This is a genomic window from Microbacterium sp. ZW T5_45, assembly GCF_044987415.1.
Lineage (GTDB): Bacteria > Actinomycetota > Actinomycetes > Actinomycetales > Microbacteriaceae > Microbacterium.
On the sequence record NZ_JBJDRJ010000032.1, the window covers coordinates 28,351 to 46,147 of the forward strand.

A 17,797-nucleotide genomic window follows, 5' to 3' on the forward strand; every position below is an offset into this window, starting at 1 on the left:
TCGGGAGCACATCATGGGAACCACGGTCTTCGAACGGCGGCGTCCGGCGCAGTCGGTGATCGACGAATCGTTGCGTGACACCGCGTTGAGCGTGTTCTGGCTCGACGACGTCGCTCGCCCTCAGCATCCGTCGCTCCAGGGAGAAGTCACCGCCGACCTCGCGATCGTGGGTGGCGGGTACGCAGGCCTGTGGACGGCGGTGCGGGCGAAGGAGCGCGATCCAGGGCGAAGGATCGTGCTGCTCGAGGCATCGCGTGTGGCATGGGCGGCCTCGGGCCGTAACGGCGGCTTCTGCGAGCACAGTCTCACGCACGGCTACGAGAACGGCATGAACCGCTGGCCCGACGAGTTCGAGCGGCTCGAGGAGCTCGGGCTCGAGAACCTCGACGGTATCGAGCAGACCGTCGAGCGGTATGACATGCAGGTCGACTTCGAACGCACAGGTGAACTCGCGGTCGCGGTGGAGCCGCACCAGGTGGAGTGGCTGCGCGGCGAGGAGGGTTTCCTCGGCCGCGAGGCCGTGCAGGCCGAAGTGCATTCCGACACATTCCTCGCCGGTGCCTGGGACCGCAACGGCACCGCGCTCGTACATCCCGCGAAGCTCGGCCTGGAACTGGCCCGGGTCGCGGTCGAACTTGGCGTCGAGATCTATGAGCGGACGATCGTGCGGGAGGTCCGCGGCGACGGATCCGGTCCGATCGTCCTCGTCACCCCGGAGGGACGGGTGCGGGCCGATGCCGTCGCCCTCGCCACCAACGTGTTCCCCTCGCTGCTCAAGCGCAACCGGCTCATGACCGTACCCGTGTACGACTACGTGCTGATGACCGAGCCGCTGAGCGACGAGCAGCTCGACTCGATCGGGTGGTCGAACCGTCAGGGCCTCGCCGACAGCGCCAACCAGTTCCACTACTACCGACTCACGGCCGACAACAGGATCCTGTTCGGCGGCTACGACGCGATCTACCACTTCGGCGGCAAGGTGCGCCCGGCGTACGAGGATCGCAGGGAGAGCCACCGCAAGCTCGCCTCGCACTTCTTCACGACCTTCCCGCAGCTCGAGGGACTGAGATTCACGCACCGCTGGGCGGGGGCGATCGACTCGTCGAGCCGCTTCTGCGCGTTCTTCGGCACGGCCCGCAAGGGCCGGGTCACCTACGCCACCGGCTTCACCGGCCTTGGCGTCGGGGCCGCGCGTTTCGCGGCCGACGTCATGCTCGACAAGCTCGCAGGTGTCGACACCGAGCGCACGGAACTGAAGATGGTGCGCGAGAAGCCGATCCCGTTCCCACCCGAACCGGCCGCCTCGATCGGCGTGAACCTGGTCCGCGCCGCCATGAACCAGGCGGATCACAACGAGGGCAAGCGCAACCTGTTCCTCAAGGCGCTCGACGCCGTGGGTATGGGATTCGACTCGTGAGCGAGCTGGCGCCCGGCGAAGGCGCGGATGCCGCAGCCGTCGATCTCTCGCACGCCGAACTGCTTCCGGAGGTCGTGGTCGAGGGCTCGCCGACGACGGCACTGCTGCCGTTGGCGACGCTCGGGGGCACCGATGGTCATGTCGAGATCGGCATCTGGGAGATGACCCCGGGCACCGCCACCGACACCGAGGCCGATGAGGTGTTCGTCGTCCTTTCCGGTGCCGCGACGATCCGATTCATCTCGCCGGAGCTGCCTGCGCTCGAGGTCGGTCCAGGCTCGGTCGTGCGCCTCACCGAGGGCATGCAGACGGAGTGGACGGTGACCGAGACGCTCCGCAAGGTCTACATCACGTAGTCCGCGCGGTGACCTGGGCTGCGCGCCCTTCGTCTCGCTCCGCTCGCTCAGGGACCGGGACGGACTCTCCGCTCGCTCAGGGACCGGGACGGACTCACCGCTCGCTCAGGGACCGGGCGGACTCACCGCTCACTCGGGGACCGGGCACCACACAACCGGTTCCTGAGCGAGGAGCGGAGCGACGAGACGAAGGACGACCCGGCTCGGGTCAAGGGTGCCGTCGCACCTCGGCGTGCGGCATCCGCTCGGCCATGACCCGCACGGCCTCGGGGTTGTCGTCGACGAGTACCGCATCGCGGCCCAGCGCCGAGGCGACCGCGCCGGTCGTCCCCGATCCGGCGAACAGGTCGAGCACCCGGTCGCCCGGGCGGCTCGACGCCTGCACGATACGGCGGAGGATGCCGGCCGGCTTCTGGGTCGGATATCCCGTCTTCTCGCGGCCCGTGGTCGGCACGATCGTGTGCCACCATACGTCGGTGGGCAGCTTGCCGCGCGCCGCCTTCTCGGCCGTGACGAGTCCCGGAGCCATGTACGGCTCGCGGTCGACGTCCTCGGAGTTGAAGAGGTAGGTCCGCGGGTTCTTTACGTACACGAGGATCGTGTCGTGCTTGGTGGGCCACCGGCGGCGCGATTTGGCCCCGTAGTCGTAGGCCCAGATCAGCTCGTTGAGGAACGAGTCGCGGCCGAACACGGCGTCGAGCATGACCTTGGCGTAGTGCGCCTCGCGGTAGTCGAGGTGCAGGTACAACGTGCCGTCGTCGGCGAGCAGCCGCCAGGCCTCTTCGAGCCGCGGCATGAGGAAGGCGCCGTAGTCGTCGAAGCGGTCGTCGTAGGTGCGCAGCATGCCGCGCACCCGTTCGTACCGATGCCCGTGGAACCCGTGGCGCACCTCGTGCTCGCCCGTCCCACCTTCAGAACTCCGGAGGATTCCTGCCGATTCCGCGAGGGACCCGGTTTCCACGCCTGCATCGGCCGGTTCCTCCGGAGTTTCGACGGTACGCCGCGCGGTCACGATCTGGTGCTCACGCGCACGTCCCGTATTGAACGGCGGATCGAGGTACACGAGCGTGAACGCGCCCGACGGCAGAGTCGCCGCGACCGCGAGGTTGTCGCCCTCGATGACGGTGACGGTGCCCGGCCCTGGCGGCTCCGAGCTCACGGAACCCGGTGCAGCCACGCGTCGGTGGAGAACTTCGACTCCACGAGCGCCTCGGCGTCGGCGTACTCGTCGGCGGAGATCGCTCCGTCCTCGGCCCCGGTGAGCCCGCGGAAGGTCTCGATGAAACGATCGATGATCTCGGCCCGCGCGAGACCGGTCTGACTCCGCAGCGGGTCGACGCGCTTGGCCGCCGAGGCCGTGCCCTTGTCGCTGAGCTTCTCGCGTCCGATGCGCAGCACCTCGGTCATGGTCTGTCCGTCGATGTCGTACGAGAGCGTGGCGTGGTGCAGCACTCCGCCGTTGGCGAGGCGCTTCTGCGCGGCGCCACCGATCTTGCCTGTCGAGGAGGCGATGTCGTTGAGCGGCTGGTAGACGGCGTCGATCCCCAGCGACCGCAGCGCCTGCAGCACCCAGTCGTCGAGGAACGCGTAGGAATCCGCGAAGGTCATCCCGGCGACGAGGGATGCCGGCACGTACAGCGAGTAGGTGATGATCTGCCCCGCGGCCATGAGCATGGCCCCGCCGCCGGAGATGCGGCGCACGACGTCGAAGCCATGCCGTGCCGCGCCCTCGGGGTCGACCTCGTTGCGGTACGACTGGAACGACCCGATCACGACCGCGGACTCGTCCCACTCCCAGATGCGCAGGGTCGGCCGACGACGCCCTTCGCCCACCCGCGAGGTGAGCACCTCGTCGAGGGCGAGGTTCATACGCGGCGAGACGGCCTTCTCGTGGACGATCTCCCAGTCGAAGTCGCGCCAACCGGGAGCGGTGACGAGGGCACGACGCACGGCGGTGCCGACCGCCTCCGGCGTGAAGCCGAGCAGTTGAGCGCCCTCGGGCAGAGCGCCCCGCACGGCGGCGGCGATGGCCGAGGCATCCGACTCCACGGGCAGACCGTCGACAGCCGCGTTGATGTCGTCGAGAGCGGTGTCCGGCTCGAGGAAGAAGTCGCCGGCGAGGCGGAATCGACTCAGTCGGCCGTCTTCGACCTCGAGATCGACGACGACCAGCTTTCCGCCAGGAACCTTGTATTCACCGTGCACCGTTCCAGCTTAAGGCGCTGCCGGCTCAGCGGCCCAGGATGACGGCACGCTCCCCCGCCCTGATCGAGGCCGTGAAGCGGTTCTCCAGGGGCGGCAGCGGGCAGACGAACTGATCCGAGAACGCGCAGGGCGGAAGGTAGGCCCTGTTGAAGTCGATCCAGGCCGAGCCGTCCGCCTCCGGCTCGTCGATCGGCAGGAACCGGAACCGGTACGTCTCGATCCCGTTCGTGCTGTCGCCGAAGACCGCACCGAGACCGCCGTTCGATCCACGAGTGACTGTGAGGGCGAGCGGCACCCCGTCGAGCGTGAAGCGCAACCGGCCGGCGATCGCCGACTCATGCGTGCTGCCGTCGACAGAAGTGACGGTGAGCGATTCGCCCTGGGCGGGCTCGAATACCGCCGGTACCCGCCACCCCTCCCGTGGCGGGTACGCGTCGATCGCGGTGAATCCCACACGCTGCGGACGCTGCGGGTTGAACACCCGTAGCCCGACCGTCCCCCGGCGATCGAACACCCGCAGCTCGCGGCGTCCGAGCCGCAGCGTCTCGCTGCCGCGCAGCGTGACCTGGGAACCGGCAACCCCGAGTTCGGTTCCATGGATCCCTCCATCTCCGGTGAGCGCCCAGAGTCCTGGCAGCCCGTCGACCGCAGCCGGCATCGTGATCAGCCAATTCGTCGACTCCAGCGCGGACGGGCCGTATTCTGCGCCCGCGTAGCTCTCCCGCGCCGCGTGCCAGACCCTCCAGTCGTCCTCGAAACCCATCGGAGAACCTCCCTCTCGCCGCGAATCTATGACGCGGCGGGGAGAGCGGGCACGGTCGCCGTCATCCGGGCTCACCCGGCGTAACGCCGGGACACCTGACGAAATGTTTCAGCGGCGAGGGATGCGCGCGTCGAGCCAGGCGAGGAGGTCGGCGCGGACCTCCGCCTGCTGCAGCTCCTGGAAGATCTCATGCCGCGCATCGGGATACACGAGCGTCGTGACGTCGGTGAGCCCGGACCGGGTACGGTACTCGTCGGCGAGCTTGTGCACACTGCGCGGCCCGCCGACCGAATCGTCGCGTCCCACGAGCAGGAGCATCGGGATGTCCCGTCCGAGGTTCTTGCGCGGACGACCGTAGAGCTTCGCGGCCTCGATCGGGCCGAACAGCTTCAGCAGCGGCACATCGGTGGTGAGCGGATCGTCGGCGAATGCCGTCCAGACCTCGGGATCACGCGAGAGCCACTCCAGACCGGTGGCGTCGGGACCGGCCCACCGCGCGTTCAGCGGAGCGGCATTGAGCGACAGCGGGGTGCGCAATGCGGAGCCCGAGAGGATCACGGCATCCCAGGCCTCCGGATGCTCGTTGACGAGCATCTGCGCGAGGAACGAGCCCCACGAGTGCCCGAGCAGCACGAGCGGAAGGTCGGGGTTCTCCTCGCGGATGATCCCGGTGAGCTGCCAGACCGCGTCCTTCGCGGCGCGGAGTCCGCCCTTGCCGAGTCGCCCCAGCTTCGCCGGCCCGCCGTGCTGACGGATGCCGGTGCGCCCGTGTCCGCGGTGGTCATCGGCGTACACCGTGAAGCCGGCGTCGGTGAGGCCCGTGATGACGGCACCGTAGCGGCCGGCGTGCTCGCCGACGCCGTGCAGCAGCTGCACCACGCCCCGAGCGGTGCCGACCGCGGGGTGGACGTCGTAGACGATGGCGATGCCGTGGGCATCCGTGAACTCACGCGTTTCGGTCACGCCCCCACGATACAGAGGGGCGAGCGGGCCTGCGATCGGATCAGGCGAGCGCGGCGACGATGGCGCGGGCGGTATCGGGATCGGTGGTCTCGTAGCCGCCGCTGCTGCTGTCCGCCGACCCGAGACGGATGCCGCCGGGCTCGATGACCGTGCGCTTGGCCGAGAAATGCAGGGCGTCGACGCCCAGCGCCGCGAGCGCCGGAGCGGATGCCGCGCTCACACCGCCGCCCGCCATCACCTCGATCGCGCCCGCGGCTTCCGCGACGAGGGCGCGAAGAGTCTCGGCACCATCGATCGCAGCGGATGCACCCCCGGAGGTGAGGATCCGCCGGAGCCCGAGCTCGCGCGCCGCACGCAGGGTCGCGACCGGGTCGGGCGTGAGATCGATCGCCCGGTGCAGGGTGACGGATGCCGAGCCTGCGGCATCCGTCAGCGCCACCATCGCCGCGCGGTCGAGCGCCCCGGTCTCGTCGAGCGCACCGATCACCACGCCGTGGGCTCCCGCCCGCGTCGCCCACCGCACGTCGCGCACCGCGACCGCGAGCTCGTCGGCGTCGTAGCGGAAGCCGCCGGCCCGCGGCCGGATCAGGACGTGGACCTCGACACCGGTGACCGCGGCCCGTTCGAGGGCGAGCTCGATCATCGAGGGCGAGGGCGTGAGCCCGCCGAGTGCGAGCGCCTGGGCGAGCTCGACGCGATCGGCGCCGACGTCTCCGGCGATCCGCACTCCGCTCGCATCCTGCACGGCGATCTCCAGCGCTATTTTGTGAGGCATCCTTCCATTCTGCCGTCTTCGCGACCGACCCTCACCCGCAAAAGATTAGATAGGCTATCTAATCAATGACTGCTGACGATGATGCCCTCCACCTCACCGCGGCAGAACTGCGCCTGGCCACGTTCCGGCTCGCCCGACGGCTCCGCCGCACGCGGGCCGTCGATGCCATGAGCGATGCGCAGCTCGCCGTCCTCATGACGCTGCGCCTGCACGGGCGCCGCACGATCTCCGCCCTCGCCGAGCGCGAGCGTGTGGCCGCACCCTCGATGACGAGCCTGATCAACGGGCTCGAAGAACAGGGCCTGGTGACGCGTACCCCCGACGATGAAGACCGTCGACGCGTGCAGGTCGACATCACCGATGCCGGCGCCGGCATCGTGGAGCGCACGATCGAGCGCCGCGACGAGCTGCTCATCGGCGCGATGACCGAACTGGAGTTCTCGGAGGACGACCTCGCCACACTTCGCGCGGCGAGCGCGCTGATGCGCAAGGTGGCCGAGCGATGAGCGCCATGTTCCGGTCGTTCGCGAACATCAACTACCGCATCTGGTTCGCCGGCGCCCTCGTGTCGAACATCGGCGGCTGGATGCAGGCGACGGCCCAGGACTGGGTGGTGCTCACCGAGCTCACGAACAACGACGCCGCCGCCATGGGCGCGACCATGGCGCTGCAGTTCGGACCGCCCCTGGTGCTGGTGAGCCTCACCGGCTGGGCGGCCGATCGCTTCGACCGCCGTCGCATCCTGCTCACGACCCAGAGCCTGCTCCTCCTGCTCGCGATCGCGGTGGGAGCGCTGCTGCTCACCGACGTGATGACCCTGCCGATGATGCTGTGCTTCGCCGCCGCGTTCGGGGTCGTGAACGCGTTCGACGCACCCGCACGCCAGGCCTTCGTGTCGGACATGGTGTCCACCGGCGACACCTCGAACGCGGTCGCGTTGAACTCGGCATCCTTCAACATGGCACGCATGATCGGCCCCGCCGTCGGCGGCCTGCTCATCGTGGCGGTCGGCTCGGGCTGGGTCTTCATCATCAACGCCGCGACCTTCCTCGCGATGCTGGTCGCCCTGCTCATGATTCGCCGCAGCCAGCTCGCTCCGCGCATGAAGAACCGCAGCCGCGGCGGCCTCGCCGCCGGATTCCGCTACGTGTGGGGCCGCAGCGACCTGCGGGTGGTCTTCGTCACGGTCTTCCTGCTCGGCGCGTTCGGCATGAACTTCCCGATCTTCGCCTCGACCATGGCGCTCGCGTTCGGCGCCGGCGCCGATGGCTACGGCATCCTCAGCTCGGTGCTGGCGATCGGGTCGCTCACCGGCGCTCTGCTCGCCGCGCGCCGGGATCGCGCGCGGGTGCGCGTCGTGATCCTCGCGGCCGGCGGCTTCGGCGTTGTGGCGTTCGTCTCGGCCTCCATGCCCACGTACATCGCCTATGCGGTGACCCTGGTGTTCACCGGATTCGCGATCGTCACGCTGTTGACCACCGCGAACGGGTACGTGCAGACCACCACCGACCCCTCGCTGCGCGGCCGCGTGCTCGCCCTGTACATGGCCGTGATCATGGGCGCGACCCCGATCGGTGCTCCGATCGCCGGCTGGGTGGCCGACCAGTTCGGCCCCCGTGTGGCGATCATGCTCGGCGGCACGGCGGGGTTGGTGGCGTGCGCGATCGGCGTGACCTGGGTGCTCGTCTCGGGGCGGCTGCGCCGCGACGAGAGTAGGCGCTTCGCCGTGACGCTCGACGAGACCCGACCGATCGACGTGATCGACGAGGTCGACGCCTCTGAGTTCAGCGACGAGGCCGCAGCCACGACGCCGATCCGCACGACCAGGAGGGACTGAGCCTCACGGAGCGGGCCACTCGTCATACGCATACGTACGAGCGAAGACGTCCTCCGAGTCCGCAGCATCGCGGTCGAGCTCATCGGACAGATCGTAGGCGTCACCCCACCAGCTGGGCGAGGTCAGCCAGACCGAGACGCTCTGCTCGTCCGCCCAGAACAGCAGCGTGTTGCCGTACGAGTCGACGAGCTGGCCACGTTCATCCTCGGTCCATCCGAGGGCGAGGAGCTCGGCCCTCGCGGCATCCAGGTCCACCGTCTCACCGGTGACGAGCTCGCGGTCGAACCGCAGGTCGAACCCGTACTCATCGATCCCACTCGCCCAGGACCCTCGGGATTCGAAACCCCTCGAGAACAGTCGCCAGCCGTCATCCGCCAGCATCCCCCGGACCTGCGACAGCTGGGACTGCACCGACTTGTATCGTTCCAGAGCACGCGCGGCCTGGACGCTCAGCGGCTCCGTCTGCACCTCCGCGGGCGTCGCTCCCGCCGCGTCGCGTTGCTGCGCGGTGACCTCACCGCCGAGCCAGATCAGCGCGAAGAAGAGCAGCGGCAGCAGGATCGCCGTGGTCCAGGCCACGAGCGCCCATCCGCGGCCCGTCGACGCTCGGTCGGATCGGCGACGAAGGACGATCACGAGGATCAGGACGACGACCCAGCACACGACGGCAGTGCCTGCGGCAGCAGCCAGCACGGAGGTGAGGAACTGCCCTGCGATCGGGCGCGGTGACAACTCCTGCATGATCGCCGGAATCGGGATGCTGTCGGTCGCGCCCAACGGGGTGATCATCGCGATGATCCACGCCCACCACTGCACGAAGAGCAGCGCGGTCACGGGCGCGGGCGCGGTGGACCAGCCCGCCCTCCGGAGCAGGAATCGGGGTAGTGAGCCGAGCAGCCCCAGGATCGGCACGAGGATCGGAGACATCACCAGGAGCATCAGCAGGAACCACCCGCCGTTGCCGACGGCGAAGATCCCGACGATGGGGAGCAGCCAGTTCATCCACGGCCAGACTCCCCACGCGAAATCGTGGATGCGAGATCTCTTGCGCTGTCGCACGGTTCTCTGCTCCGTCATGGTCCCCCCACTCGCACCCTACCCGCCACCGACGATGCCGGCCGCCGCTGTCAACCCCCTCACCCGACCGGATGCCGTGGCGTACCGTCGCGGACATGAGCCACGACACAGGACGTACCCCGCACCCCGAAGAGCCCGCCGAGGGCGCCCCCGGCGTCGGAACCCCCGACACCGCGGACCAGCCGGACGAACTCGAGCAGGCCGATGAGACCATCGGCGGGTCGACGGGCGGCGCCATCCAGGGAGACAGCAGCCGCGGCGAGTCCACGGGCGGCGCGATCCAGGGCGATGCCGGACCGCACCATGATGCTCCGCTCGGCGGCGACCGCACGACCCACGAGCAGCTGGACGCCGACAACGAGGTCGAGAACGACATGCTCAAGACGCTGAACCCCGAAGACCCGGCCTGACCGCCGGGCGATGACGGCTCAGGCGGCGAGGACCACCCGCAGCTGCTCCACGGCCCAGTCGAGCTCGGTCGCGCGCACCACGAGCGGGGGCGCGATGCGGATGGTCTGACCGTGCGTGTCCTTCACGAGCACCCCGCGCTCGAGCAGCCGCTCGGCGATCTCCCGCCCGGTGCCCTTGGCCGGGTCGATGTCGACGCCGGCCCAGAGTCCGGCGATGCGCACCTCGGTCACACCCGCGCCGATCAGCGGCTGCAGGGCCTGCTCGAGGTGAGCGCCCAGTGCGCGGGCGCGCTCCTGCAGCTCACCCGTGCTCAGCATCTCGACCACGCGGTGGCCGACGGCCGCCGCGAGCGGGTTCCCGCCGAACGTCGAGCCGTGCTCGCCGGGTCGGATGACCCCCAGCACCTCTTCATCACCGACGACGGCCGACACCGGCAGGATGCCGCCGCCCAGCGCCTTGCCCAGCAGATACAGGTCCGGCACCACGCCTTCACGGTCGCACGCGAACGTCTCGCCCACTCGTCCGAGTCCCGACTGGATCTCGTCGGCGATGAACAGCACGTCGTTCTCGTCGCAGATCTCGCGGATCCGGCGCAGATATCCCTCAGGCGGGATGATCACGCCGCCCTCACCCTGGATCGGTTCGATGAGCACCGCGGCTGTGTCGGCGGTGATCGCCGCGGCGACGGCATCCGCGTCTCCGTACGGCACCACGTCGAAACCGGGAGTGTACGGGCCGAAGTCCGCCCGCGCCGACTCGTCGTCGCTGAAGCTGATGATCGTCGTCGTGCGGCCGTGGAAGTTGCCGGCGGCCACGATGACCCGCGCCTTCCCCGCCGCGATGCCCTTGACCCGGTATCCCCAGGCGCGCGCGACCTTGATGCCGGTCTCCACCGCCTCGGCGCCGGTGTTCATCGGCAGCACCATGTCCTTGCCGCACAGCTCGGCGAGCGCGGCGGCGAACGGTTCGAGCTGATCGCTCATGAACGCGCGGCTCGTCAGCGCGACCCTGCCGAGCTGCTCGGTCAGCGCCGCGACGATCGCCGGATGCCGGTGGCCGAAGTTCACGGCCGAGTAGGCGGCCAGCAGATCGAGGTAGCGCTTGCCCTCGACATCGGTCACCCACGAGCCCTCGGCCCGCGCGATCGTGACCGGGAGCGGGTGGTAGTTGTGTGCGACGTGCGCCTCGGTCATTTCGCTCCTCGGAGTTCCAGGGTGCAGCACTTGATCCCGCCGCCGCCGAGCAGCAGCTCCGACAGGTCGATGAGGATCGGGTTGTAACCGCGCTCGCGCAGCTGGACCTCGAAGCCCTTGGCGCGCGGCGAGATGATGACGTTGTAGCCGTCGCTGGCGGAGTTCAGCCCGAACACCGAACCGTCCTCGTCGGACACGAGGATCGCGTCGGGGAAGCGCTCCTCGAGCACGGCGCGGCTGGCGTCGTCGAACGCCCCGGACAGGTATGCGATGTTCGCGCTCTGCCCCTCGGCGACCACGGGATCGAGCACGGCGATCGCGGTGTCGAGGTGGTAGAAGCGCGGGTCCACCAGGTTCAGCGAGACGACCTCGCGCCCGAACACCTCCCCCACCTCGCGGTGGCTGTCGCCGGTCGAGCGGAACCCGGTACCGGCGAGGATCACATCTCCGACGAGCAGGAAGTCGCCCTCTCCCTCGTTGACCTCTTCGGGGATGACGGTGTCGTACCCGTGCGCCCGGAACCAGTCGGCGAAGGCCGGCGCCTCACCCGCCCGCTCCTCGAAGCGGAACTTCGGCACGTAGGCGCGACCGTCGATGAGGAACCCGCCGTTGGCGGTGTAGACCATGTCGGGGTACCCGGCGAGCGGCTCGATGAGCTCGACCTCGTGGCCGAGTTCGAGATACAGGTCGTAGAGCTTCTGCCACTGGGCGACCGCCTTGGCGGTGTCGGTGGGCTTGGCCGGCTCCATCCACGGGTTGATCGAGTAGTTAACCGTGAAGTGCTCGGGCCGGCACATGAGGTAGCGGCGGCGGTGAGCGGTACGGGTGGTCGTGGCGGCGGCTTCAGTCGTCGACATGGGGCTCCTTGACAACAGGTGCGGCGGACGCTGTCCAGGGGCCCGGCGGAAGTTCGACCCACCCGTGGAGGCGGGGAAGATGCGCTGCGAGCACGCCAGCATCCATTGTGTCATCCGCGGACCGGAGGTCGCCAGGCCGCCGGCCGCGGTCCGGAAGCACGCGCAGCTTCCGCGGCCGGAGTGAACTTCTGCGGCCAGTCCGGGTGCGATCCGGCCGCAGAAGTTCATTTTCACCGCGGATCTTCGACCGATCGACCCGGCGAGGGCGCATCACCCCACGTGCACCACGAGCTTGCCCGCCACGTGGCCGTCTTCGATACGGGCGAGCGCGGTCCCGGCGTCAGCGAACGCGTACTCCTGCGCGATCACCGGAGCGAGCCGGCCCTCCGCGAGCAGTTCCAGCAGCGCGGTGAGCACCTCGTGGCGCGGCGTGGCCGCAAGGGGACGGATGCGGGCTCCACGGGTGAGCGAGAACAGCGCGGCCCGCAGCATCCGCGGCACCGGGCCCCAGACATGTCCCCCGTCGCCCGTGACCAGCACGATCGTGCCGTCTGGACGCGTCAGGCGTCGCAGCTCGCGCAGCGGGATCCCACCCGCGACGTCGATCACGGCGTCGACCTGCCCGGCCGGCAGCGTCGACAGCGGCTCGCGGCGATGATCCAGCGTGCGCGCGGCGCCGAGGCCCTCGACGAGGGCGCGATTGCGCTCGCCGCAGCTCGCCCAGACCTCGGCGCCGCGAAGCGCAGCCAGCTGCACCGCGAACGTGCCGACTCCGCCTGACGCACCGATCACGAGCACCCGGGGCGTGCCGCCGCTGATCCCGACGCCGGCCGCATCGAGCGCCTGCCAGGCCGTGCCTCCGGCCAGCGGAAGAGTGACCGCATCCGCGATCGACACCCCCGGCGGCAGGGGCTGCACGCGATCGGCGGGGACGCACACGTACTCGGCCAGCCCACCACCGCCGGAGAGCTCACCGATCACCTCATCACCGACCTCGGCACCGATGACGTCCGGACCGGTCGCGACGACGATGCCTGTGGCATCCATCCCCCGGATCGGATGCTTCGGCCGCCGCCACCCGAACACCGGGCGCACGAGAAGGGGGTCGCCGAGCATCAATCGCACGTCGCCCGCGTTCAACGAGGTCGCCCGCATGCGGAGCAGGACCTCTCCCGAACGGGGCGTCGGCACCGGCACCGTCCGCAGCGAGACGTCGCGCGCGGGCCCGTACTCCTCGTTCGCCCAGGCCTGCATGGTCTCGGGCATGTCACACCTCCGGGTACTGGAACAGCTCGTCGAGCCCGACGCCGAACGCGCGGGCGATCTGGAATGCGAGTTCGAGCGTGGGCGAATACTTCTGCTGCTCGATCGCGATGAGCGTCTGCCTCGTCACACCGATCGTGCGAGCGAGTTCGGCCTGGGTGAGGCCCGCGTCCTCCCGATGAGAGCGGATGCTGTTGGAGACGAGGGTGGGCTTGACCATCACACCAACCCCCGCCGGTAGGCGATCGCCCGGGCGATGCCGCCGACGAACGCCGCCGCCGCGAACCCTGCGTACATCGTGTTCGCGATCCAGAAGACGTCGGCGCCGATCGCGCAGAGCACGATGACGCCGAGCCCCGCGATGACGACGAAGGCCTGCTCGACCCGGCCGCCCATGCGGCCGATGTCGCGGTCGCGGATGTCGGAGCGCCCCGCGCCCTCGGGATCGCGCGTTCTGGCGACCAGACCCCAGCCCACGCTGAGGATGATCGTCGCGACGATGCTCAGACCGACGGTCCAGAGCATGAGCGGGAACCAGTCGACCTCGGTCAGCGGACCGCCCTCCGCGTGCTGCAGCACCAGTACGACGTACGCCGTGAAGCTGATGACGCTGACGACGAGCCCCGCCCAGACGTTGCGCTCCTCGGAGACCACGACCCACCTCCCGTGTAAAAGATTCTTGACACGAAACGCTACTCCTCGCAGACTGAAGGTGTCAAGAATTCTTTACATATCGAGGCTCCTCCGCAGACTCGGCATCCGTCGGCGCCCCGCATGCCTCCGCCGACGCCCCCTCTGAGCGACGACGCCCCCTCTGATTCACGTCAATCAGACGGGGCGTCGTAGGCCAGCGGGGGCGTCGGCGAGAACGGGGCGTCGAATGCCGTAGCCGGAGATCAGATGACCGCGGCGCTCCAGTCGTCGAGGTTGCCGTAGCGGTGGGCCGTGATCGCGATCGCCTGTTCGTGCACGAACGGCAGCAGTTCGAGCCGCCCGGCCGTCGTCACCTCGTCGCCGTAGACGGCCAGGCCGGGATCCCCGTCCCGCGCGACCGCGAGGTCGCGATGCAGCGCCGCGACCGAGGTGCGATCACCGATCAGGCGCACGCGACCCGCATCCTCGCCGCGTGCTCGCATCCGCTCGATCCACTCGGAGTCGCTCTCGACGGCGACCGGGACCTCGAACTCGCCGAGCACGTGCCGCACACCCGCGGGCAGCCCCTCGGCCAGCGAGACGAGGAACGACGCCCCTGAGCGGATGCCGGCGAGCACGACCCGCAGCACCTCCTGCAGCGGGGCCCCGGCGGTCGCCCGCAGCATCACCGGCACGGGACGGTAGCGGAACAGGTTGCGCTCGACACCGAGGTGCGAGACGTCGCGGACCCTGCCGAACTCGCGATCCCAGGCGACGGCATCCGACAGCGCGGACTGACGGAGCCACTCGAATCGATCGAAGTCCAGCGACGACTGGGCCGACTCGATGAGATCCGAGATGCGGCTGTCGAGTCCGCGCAGATGCAGCGTCGAGGAGTTGCGGCCCCGCCCCTGAGCCGCCCATGACCCGAGCCGCACGAGGTAGTTGGGGCCTCCGGCCTTCGCGCCGGGACCGACGGCCGAGCGCTTCCACCCGCCGAAAGGCTGGCGCTGCACGATCGCCCCGGTGGTGCCGCGGTTCACGTAGAGGTTGCCCGCCTGCACACCGTCGAGCCAGCGCGCGAGGTCGTCGGGGTCCTGCGTGTACAGGCCGGCAGTGAGACCGTAGGCGACCGCGTTCTGCAGTTCGAGTGCCCGCTCCAGCGTCGGCGCGTGCATCACCCCGAGCACCGGCCCGAAGAACTCCTCCCGGTGGAAGCGCGAGCCCGGTTGCACGCCGACGCGGATGCCGGGGGTCCACAGACGTCCCGACTCGTCGCCCTCGACCAGGCGGGGCTGCAGCAGCCAGCGCTCGTCGCCCTCGAGCTCGGTGAGCGCCCAGGCGAGCTTGCCCTGCGGCTTCTCGATCACCGGGCCGACCTCCGCGAGCGGATCGGACGGCCACCCCACGTGCAGGGAGCGGGCGGCGTCGGTCAGTTGCCGGGCGAAGCGCTGCGAGCGGCCGACGGGACCGACGAGGATCGCCAGCGAGGCCGCCGAGCACTTCTGACCCGCGTGACCGAAGGCGCTGCGCACGAGATCGGCGACCGCTTGATCGAGGTCGGCCGACGGCATGACGATCATGGCGTTCTTGCCGCTCGTCTCGGCGAGCAGAGGGAGGTCGGCGCGCCACGAGCGGAACAGCGCAGCGGTCTCCCAGGATCCGGTGAGGATCACCCGGTCCACGGCCTCGTGCGTGATGAGCTGACGTCCGAGTGCGTCCTCGTCGACGTCGACCAGCGCCAGCGCGTCACGCGGGATGCCGGCCTGCCACAGCGCCTCGGCGATCACGGCCGCGCACCGCCGCGCCTGCGGTGCCGGCTTGAAGACCACACCGGATCCCGCGGCGAGCGCGGCGAGGACGCCGCCGGCGGGGATCGCGATCGGGAAGTTCCACGGCGGCGTCACCACGGTGACCTGTGCAGGCACGAAAGTCGCGCCCGCGAGGGCATCCAACTCCCGCGCGGTGGCGGCGTAGTAGCGGGCGAAATCGACGGCTTCGCTCACCTCGACGTCGCCCTCGGCGAGCACCTTGCCGGTCTCCGATGCGGCGACCGCGATGAGTTCGCCACGTCGGGCCTCGAAGGCGACGGCCGCGCGGAGCAGGGTGTCGGCTCGCTCGGAAGCCGGCCGCGCGCCCCACGCGGATCCGGCCGCCCGCACACGCTCCAGGACGGCATCGAGCTCGGCCTCGTCGGAGACCTGCGGCGGCGCATCTCTGTCGTCGGGTTCATCCGCGGCCCCGGCGAGGCCGGTGAGGATCGCCCGCGCCCACTCGCGGTTCGCGGCCAGGGCGGGGTCGCTGTCGGGGGTGTTCGCGAAACCCGGTGCTCCGCCGGCATCCGTCGGCAGTTCGCGGGCGGAGTACACCGCGGTCTCGAGCAGCGGCTCGCTCTCGGAGCCGCGGGAGATGCCGAGCACGGCACGGGTCAGGTCCTCGTCGAGCGCCGGCCCGCGCGGCACGGTGCGCACGGACTCGTGCACCGGGGCGTTCCGGTCCTGGGTGCGTCGGGGGCCGGTGCGCAGAGTCGCGTCTCTCGATCGTTCGAGGGCGGCGAGGAAACGGTCGCGTTCCCGTGCGAAGAGCGCCTCGTCGTCGTCGAGGTGGAATGCGGCGGAGAGGAAGTTGTCGGAGGAGGCGTTCTCCTCGAGGCGTCGCACGAGGTAGCTGATCGCGACGTCGAACTCCGCCGGTGCGACGACCGGCACGTACAGCAGCACCGGGCCGACCTCGCGCGAGACGGCCTGCACCTGCCCCTGAGCCATGCCGAGCAGCATCTCGAACTCGATGTCGTCGCGCACCCCGCGCTCCCCGGCGAGCAGCCAGGCGTGCGCGATGCCGAAGAGGTTGTGCCCTGCGATGCCGATGCGCACGGCGGCGGTGTGCTCGGGGGTCAGAGCCCAGTCGAGCAGTCGCAGGTGGTTCGCGTCGGTCTCGACCTTCGTGTCGTAGGTCGCCGGCGTCCAGCCGTGCATGGTGGCGTCGACGTGTTCCATCGCGAGGTTCGCCCCCTTGACGAGGCGCACCTTGATGCGGGCGCCGCCGTGCGCGACGCGATCCTGCGCCCAGGCGGTGAGCTCCTGCAACGAGGGCAGGGCATCGGGCAGATAGGCCTGCAGCACGATGCCGGCCTCGAGATGCCGCAGCCGCGGATCCTCGAGAAGGCGCGTGAAGACCGCGATCGTCAGATCGAGGTCGCGGTACTCCTCCATGTCGAGGTTGATGAACGTCTGTGTCCCTGACCCTGCTCCCCCGGTCCCTGAGCCTGCCGAAGGGCCAGCCGCGTCGAGGTAGAGCGGCAGCAGCCTCTCCACGACCCGATCGACGACCTCGTCGAACGCCCACATCGAGATCCGGCTGATGATCGCCGAGACCTTGACCGACACGTAGTCGACGTCGTCCCGACGAATCAGGGCGTGGATGCCGTCGAGCCGGCGCTTCGCCTCGGCCTCCCCCAGCACGGCTTCACCGAGGAGGTTGAGATTGAGCTTCGCCCCGGAATCGCGCAGCGTGGCGAGCGCCGGGCCGAGCTTGGCCGGGCGTGCGTCCACGACGAGGTGGCCGACCATCTCGCGCAGCATCCGTCGGGCGATCGGCACGACAGGAGCGGGCAGGACGGGGGCGACGCCGCCGCCGACCTTGACGGCTCCGCGCAGATACCAGGGCAGGAAGTCGGGGACGATCGGGGCGATCCGGTGCAGCTGCGCGGCCGCCGCGCCGAGGCTCTCCGGACGCATCACGCCGTCGATGAAGCCGAGGGTGAAGGGCAGGCCGTTGGCGTCGCTGAGCACTCCGGCGAGCCGCTCGGCGGCCGGGTCCACCTCGGCGGCGGCAGCCTCGATCACCCATCGTCGGGCGAGTTCGACCGCAGGCTCGGCGAGGGGGTCGTTTCCGGGCGCCACCTGGTCTGACATGGCTTCAGCCTAGGGCGTGTCTCCTAAATGGTGGGCGTGGTCTGAGAGTGTTGTCGGGTGAGTCGTTTCGTGTTGTTGTCGGATGCCCAGTGGGCGTCGATCTCCGATCTCATGCCCGGCCCCACGGGGCGTA

General features: G+C 69.8%; 17 protein-coding genes. 5 read left to right on the forward strand and 12 right to left on the reverse strand.

All coding sequences use genetic code 11. From position 1 onward, the window contains the following. Positions 1 to 13: 13 nt before the first annotated feature. Entirely contained in the window at positions 14 to 1,417 is a 1,404-nt protein-coding gene (locus ACI3KS_RS15005) for an NAD(P)/FAD-dependent oxidoreductase (protein ID WP_404919347.1), read from the forward strand. Next, positions 1,414 to 1,773 carry a cupin domain-containing protein gene (locus tag ACI3KS_RS15010; protein WP_404919348.1) on the forward strand — a complete coding sequence of 120 codons (360 nt, stop codon included), beginning with the start codon at positions 1,414 to 1,416 and terminating at the stop codon, positions 1,771 to 1,773. Before ACI3KS_RS15005 ends, ACI3KS_RS15010 begins: the two co-directional genes overlap by 4 nt. Before the next feature lie 208 nt (positions 1,774 to 1,981). Here ACI3KS_RS15010 and ACI3KS_RS15015 read toward each other — a convergent pair whose 3' ends face one another. From ACI3KS_RS15015 to ACI3KS_RS15035, 5 genes are all read right to left on the reverse strand, one after another. Then, positions 1,982 to 2,950: a DNA-methyltransferase gene (locus ACI3KS_RS15015; RefSeq protein ID WP_404919349.1), complete on the reverse strand. Its 969-nt coding sequence runs from the start codon at positions 2,948 to 2,950 to the stop codon at positions 1,982 to 1,984. After that, complete coding sequence (locus ACI3KS_RS15020) at positions 2,929 to 3,978, reverse strand: biotin/lipoate A/B protein ligase family protein (RefSeq protein WP_404919350.1); 1,050 nt, start codon at positions 3,976 to 3,978, stop codon at positions 2,929 to 2,931. The genes ACI3KS_RS15015 and ACI3KS_RS15020 overlap by 22 nt, the downstream gene beginning before the upstream one ends. Before the next feature lie 25 nt (positions 3,979 to 4,003). Beyond that, a complete protein-coding gene (locus ACI3KS_RS15025; protein WP_404919351.1) occupies positions 4,004 to 4,741 on the reverse strand; it encodes a DUF1684 domain-containing protein in 738 nt (245 codons plus the stop codon). Between the two features lie 108 nt (positions 4,742 to 4,849). Next, entirely contained in the window at positions 4,850 to 5,704 is an 855-nt protein-coding gene (locus ACI3KS_RS15030) for an alpha/beta fold hydrolase (protein WP_404919352.1), read from the reverse strand. Between the two features lie 40 nt (positions 5,705 to 5,744). After that, a complete protein-coding gene (locus tag ACI3KS_RS15035; protein ID WP_404919353.1) occupies positions 5,745 to 6,479 on the reverse strand; it encodes a copper homeostasis protein CutC in 735 nt (244 codons plus the stop codon). Positions 6,480 to 6,544: 65 nt separating this feature from the next. Here ACI3KS_RS15035 and ACI3KS_RS15040 point away from each other — a divergent pair, with 65 nt between their 5' ends. Beyond that, on the forward strand, positions 6,545 to 6,985 hold the full coding sequence (locus tag ACI3KS_RS15040) for a MarR family winged helix-turn-helix transcriptional regulator (RefSeq protein ID WP_404919354.1): 441 nt from the start codon (positions 6,545 to 6,547) through the stop codon (positions 6,983 to 6,985). A 5-nt stretch (positions 6,986 to 6,990) separates the two neighbouring features. Beyond that, positions 6,991 to 8,316, forward strand: coding sequence for an MFS transporter (locus ACI3KS_RS15045; RefSeq protein WP_404919364.1), 1,326 nt, complete (start codon positions 6,991 to 6,993; stop codon positions 8,314 to 8,316). A 3-nt stretch (positions 8,317 to 8,319) separates the two neighbouring features. Here ACI3KS_RS15045 and ACI3KS_RS15050 read toward each other — a convergent pair whose 3' ends face one another. Beyond that, complete coding sequence (locus ACI3KS_RS15050) at positions 8,320 to 9,318, reverse strand: hypothetical protein (protein ID WP_404919355.1); 999 nt, start codon at positions 9,316 to 9,318, stop codon at positions 8,320 to 8,322. Positions 9,319 to 9,488: 170 nt separating this feature from the next. Here ACI3KS_RS15050 and ACI3KS_RS15055 point away from each other — a divergent pair, with 170 nt between their 5' ends. Continuing rightward, on the forward strand, positions 9,489 to 9,803 hold the full coding sequence (locus ACI3KS_RS15055; protein ID WP_404919356.1) for a hypothetical protein: 315 nt from the start codon (positions 9,489 to 9,491) through the stop codon (positions 9,801 to 9,803). 18 nt (positions 9,804 to 9,821) lie between these two features. Here ACI3KS_RS15055 and rocD read toward each other — a convergent pair whose 3' ends face one another. The 6 genes from rocD to ACI3KS_RS15085 form a co-directional block, all read right to left on the reverse strand. After that, complete coding sequence (gene rocD / locus ACI3KS_RS15060; protein ID WP_404919357.1) at positions 9,822 to 10,997, reverse strand: ornithine--oxo-acid transaminase; 1,176 nt, start codon at positions 10,995 to 10,997, stop codon at positions 9,822 to 9,824. Then, positions 10,994 to 11,854 carry a dimethylargininase gene (gene ddaH / locus ACI3KS_RS15065; protein WP_404919358.1) on the reverse strand — a complete coding sequence of 287 codons (861 nt, stop codon included), beginning with the start codon at positions 11,852 to 11,854 and terminating at the stop codon, positions 10,994 to 10,996. The genes rocD and ddaH overlap by 4 nt, the downstream gene beginning before the upstream one ends. Positions 11,855 to 12,124: 270 nt before the next feature. Beyond that, positions 12,125 to 13,120: an NAD(P)-dependent alcohol dehydrogenase gene (locus ACI3KS_RS15070; RefSeq protein WP_404919359.1), complete on the reverse strand. Its 996-nt coding sequence runs from the start codon at positions 13,118 to 13,120 to the stop codon at positions 12,125 to 12,127. Between the two features lies 1 nt (position 13,121). Beyond that, positions 13,122 to 13,337 carry a helix-turn-helix transcriptional regulator gene (locus ACI3KS_RS15075; RefSeq protein WP_404919360.1) on the reverse strand — a complete coding sequence of 72 codons (216 nt, stop codon included), beginning with the start codon at positions 13,335 to 13,337 and terminating at the stop codon, positions 13,122 to 13,124. Further along, positions 13,337 to 13,771 carry a hypothetical protein gene (locus tag ACI3KS_RS15080; RefSeq protein ID WP_404919361.1) on the reverse strand — a complete coding sequence of 145 codons (435 nt, stop codon included), beginning with the start codon at positions 13,769 to 13,771 and terminating at the stop codon, positions 13,337 to 13,339. The genes ACI3KS_RS15075 and ACI3KS_RS15080 overlap by 1 nt, the downstream gene beginning before the upstream one ends. Before the next feature lie 242 nt (positions 13,772 to 14,013). Beyond that, complete coding sequence (locus ACI3KS_RS15085; protein ID WP_404919362.1) at positions 14,014 to 17,664, reverse strand: proline dehydrogenase family protein; 3,651 nt, start codon at positions 17,662 to 17,664, stop codon at positions 14,014 to 14,016. Between the last annotated feature and the right edge of the window lie 133 nt (positions 17,665 to 17,797).